Genomic DNA, 3,703 nt, shown 5'->3' with positions numbered 1-3,703 from the left:
TGGCTGACATCCCCCGCCGGTGATCGGGCTCGGTCAGGCGGGGCCGGTGCTGCCTTCCAGTTGACGCGGGACGCGGGAGGTGCGGAGTTCGCGCAGGTCGGGGATGTGGTTGTAGAGGGTGCCGGCGGAGACGCCCAGCAGCTTGGCGATGGACTCGATGCTGTTCTCCGGGTTGGGCAGCATGTCGCGGGCCGCGCGGATGAGCTCGGGTGTGATGACGGTGGGGCGTCCGCCGGTGCGGCCGCGGGCGCGGGCGGCGGCCAGGCCCTCGTTGGTGCCGGCGACGATGAGTTCGCGGATGAACTCCGCCAGGGCGGCGAAGACGTGGAAGATCAGGCGCCCGCCCGGGGTGGTGGTGTCGAGGTTCTCGTGCAGCGAGGTGAAGCCGACCCCTTGCTCGCGCAGCTCAGCGACCATCGTCACGAGGTCTTTGAGGGAGCGGCCGTAGCGGTCGAGGGAGGGGACGACGAGGGTGTCCCCGCTCGCGAGGAAGGCGTGGCACGCCTTGAGCTCGGGGCGCAGGTCGTTCTTGCCGGACTTTTTGTCCGCGAAGATCCGGCGGCAGCCGGCCGCGTTGAGCGCGTCGAGCTGGCGGTCGAGTTTCTGCCCGCCGGTGGAGACCCGGGCGTAACCGATCTTGATGTCGGTGCGTACGGCGGGTTCGGCGAGAAGGAGTTCGGAGGGTTTCAGGGGCGCGCTCACCCCCGGATCTTCTCAAGAAACGGTGATCGGAGGTTGTTGAAGCACCGAGGTTTTTGAAGGAGTTTTTGAAGGCGATCCGGGGTCCGTGCGGATTGGTTTCATGATCGTCAATAAACGAAGGTTTTTTGAAGATCGGCACCGTCGAAACGATCCAAGGTTTCCTGAATTCAGGATGAGATGTACTGTCGTGGTGTGCTGACTGTTGCTTCCGACATCGAGGTGCTGGCCCGGTTCGGCCGCGCGCTCGCCGACCCGATCCGCTGCCGCATCCTGCTCGCCCTGCGCGACGCCCCTGCCTACCCCGCCGACCTCGCCGACGCCCTCGGCGTCTCCCGCACCCGGCTGTCCAACCACCTCGCGTGCCTGCGCGACTGCGGCCTGGCCGTCACCGTCCCCGACGGCCGCCGCACCCGCTACGAACTGGCCGACGAACGCCTCGGCCACGCACTCGACGACCTGCGCACCGCCGTGGTGGCCGTCGAGACCGACCGGACGTGCGTCGACGCCGACGAGAAGGGCTGCTGCTGAGATGGCCGCCGAGATATCGATATCCCTCGGGCCCTCCCCGGCCCGCCGCGACGTCCTCGCCCGGCGGATACGCCTGCTGGTCGCGGCCACGATCACCTACAACGTCATCGAGGCGGTCGTCGCCATCACAGCGGGCACCCTCGCCTCCTCCACCGCGCTGATCGGCTTCGGCCTCGACTCGGTCATCGAGGTCTCCTCGGCCGCCGCGGTCGCCTGGCAGTTCTCCGCCCGCGACCACGCCGTACGCGAGGCCCGCGAGCAGCGCACCCTGCGGATCATCGCTGTCTCCTTCTTTGCGCTCGCCGCGTACGTCTCCGTCGACGCCGTCCGCGCGCTCACCGGCACCGGGGAGGCAGAGCGGTCGATCCCCGGCATCGTCATCGCCGCCCTGTCGCTGGCGATCATGCCGTTCCTGTCCGCCGCCCAGCGCCGCGCCGGGCGGGAACTCGGCTCCGCCTCCGCGGTCGCGGACTCCAAGCAGACGCTCCTGTGTACCTACCTGTCGGCCGTGCTGCTGCTCGGCCTGGTCCTGAACGCCACCCTCGGCTGGTCCTGGGCCGACCCGATCGCCGCCTTGGTCATCGCCGCCATCGCCTTCAAGGAAGGCCGCGACGCCTGGCAGGGCAAGGGATGCTGCGCACCCACCGGCGCTGCGGTGGTGCCGTCCGCCGGCGCCAAGGAGGACGCGTGCGGCTGCCAGCCGGGCTGCGACTGCTGCAACTGACCTGACTGCCCGCACTCACACAGGGCCCCGGCGTCGACCGACGCCGGGGCCCTCAGCTTTCCTCGTCCTCGCCGTCTTCGGCGGCGTCGGGGTCGCGGAAGGGGCGCAGTCCGCGGCCGGGGCCGCTGGCCTTGATGTTGAACAGGTAGCGGCCCAGGAAGTTGATGTGCCGGTCCTTGAGCGGGGAGAGCCGGGCGACGTCCTCATCCTTGATGTCGTGGCCCTCCGCGCGGAGCTGTGCGACGGCGGCGTCCAGGTAGCGGGTGTTCCACAGGACCACGGCGTTGAGGACCAGGCCGAGAGCGGCGAGTTGGTCCTCCTGGCCCTCGCGGTACGCCTGGCGGATCTGGCCCCGGCCGCCGTGGCAGATCGCGCGGGCGAGCCGGTGGCGGGACTCCTGCACGGTGAGCTGCCGGTTCATCAGCCGCCGGTAGGTGTCGTCAACGGGATCGACCAAGGCGAGCAGGTGCATGGTCTTGTCGATCCGCCCGTACTCGGCGAACGCGGCACCGAGCGGGGTGGGGTGGCCCTCACGGCCGAACATCCGCAGCAGGTCGTAGGCCCGGACCTGGTTGGTGATGAGCGACCCGGCCACCCGGAGCATGTCCGGCCAGTGCGTGGCGATCCGCTTGAGGTTGACCTTGTTGCAGGCCACGGCCTCCAGCGGCCCGTACCCGGCGGCCGGCCCCTCGCCGTCGGGTAGGTCGGCCCGCCAGAACCGCTGGTCCGAGAGGTCACGGAAGCGCGGGGCGAAGCGGAAGCCGAGCATCTTGTACAGGCCGAAGGCCATGTCGCTGTACGAGGCGTTGTCGGTCGCCACCATCTCCGGCTTCACCCCGCCGTCCAGGTTCAGCAGGGTGTCCAGGGTGTAGAGGCTGTCGCGCGGGGTGCCGCGCACGACCATCGCACCGATCCCCGCAACCTGGTCGTTGACAGCGTTGAGCCAGGTCACGCCGCGTTTGTAGCCGTAGTACTTCGGCGAGGGGCCGGTGTTGATGCTCTTGACGGGGACGACGAAGCGCAGGCCGTCGACGGAGGCGAGCAGCCCGCCGCCCCACATCTGGGCCAGCTCGATCGCGGACTGGGCGGTGATGAGCGCGGCGTTCGCCGCGGCGATGGTGTCGGCTCGCAGATAGTTCTGATCGACGTGGGACAGGCGCGAGCGGGTCAGCGCCTTGCTCTGCGGATCGATGACCGGGGTCAGGCCGATGTTGCAGCTCTGCGAGACCAGCAGGGCGACCAGGGAGACAAGCAGGCCCTCCATGCGGGTGCGCCGGTCGGAGACGTGCCTGAAGGAGTCAAGGAACCCGGTCCAGGAGTGGACCTCGAACAACAGGTCCGGCAGATCGATCCTGGGGAGCATCGCCTCCGTGGTGGCCTTCAGCCAGGTCAGGGACTCCGGTTCGCCCACCGCGCCGAGCTTGTCCACCGACAGGCGGGCACGTCCCCCGCCCTCGGGGACGACGATCTCCACCTTCGCGTCGTCGCCGGCCTCGGCCAGCCGGTCGGCCATCTGCCGCCACGCCGCATCCAGCCCCCGGGTGAGCTGGGCCAGGTGTTCGCCCGCGTCCTCGGTCAGGGACAGGCCCGCCAGCACGTCCCCGCGCATTGCCTCCCACCGCGGACCGTCCAACAGCCTCGCGCGCGGGTCGGCCCACCGGTTCGACGGGGCGGCGAACACGTCGCGCCGGTTCAGCGCGCGGTGCAGCTGCTCCAGCACGCACACCACGTACGCGTCCCGGTCGACCG

The 3,703-nt window shown here is 70.0% G+C and carries 4 protein-coding genes; 2 read left to right on the top strand and 2 right to left on the bottom strand.

The window, feature by feature from the left end:
* Positions 1 to 33 precede the first annotated feature (33 nt).
* Complete coding sequence (locus tag B7767_RS35210) at positions 34 to 702, bottom strand: recombinase family protein (protein ID WP_013678691.1); 669 nt, start codon at positions 700 to 702, stop codon at positions 34 to 36.
* 192 nt (positions 703 to 894) lie between these two features.
* Between B7767_RS35210 and B7767_RS35205 the strand changes: the two genes are divergently transcribed.
* Both B7767_RS35205 and B7767_RS35200 read left to right on the top strand, forming a co-directional pair.
* The gene (locus B7767_RS35205; protein WP_041763300.1) at positions 895 to 1,230 is read left to right on the top strand and encodes a helix-turn-helix transcriptional regulator; all 336 of its coding nucleotides are present in this window, start codon (positions 895 to 897) and stop codon (positions 1,228 to 1,230) included.
* A gap of 1 nt (position 1,231) precedes the next feature.
* The gene (locus B7767_RS35200; RefSeq protein WP_013678689.1) at positions 1,232 to 1,954 is read left to right on the top strand and encodes a cation transporter; all 723 of its coding nucleotides are present in this window, start codon (positions 1,232 to 1,234) and stop codon (positions 1,952 to 1,954) included.
* A 52-nt stretch (positions 1,955 to 2,006) separates the two neighbouring features.
* Here the strand turns inward: B7767_RS35200 and B7767_RS35195 are convergent.
* On the bottom strand, positions 2,007 to 3,703 hold a 1,697-nt coding region (locus tag B7767_RS35195), incomplete at its 5' end, for a Tn3 family transposase (RefSeq protein ID WP_107486508.1).

Source organism: Streptomyces sp. 13-12-16 (genome assembly GCF_002114215.1).
GTDB lineage: Bacteria > Actinomycetota > Actinomycetes > Streptomycetales > Streptomycetaceae > Streptomyces.
Note: the sequence above shows the minus strand (reverse complement) of the source record. Positions and strands in the feature narration are given on the sequence as shown.

What these genes read in the sequence shown, in the direction of transcription:
- B7767_RS35200 (WP_013678689.1), top strand. Translation starts at nt 1,232, where the DNA reads ATGGCCGCCGAGATATCGATATCCCTCGGGCCCTCCCCGGCCCGCCGC.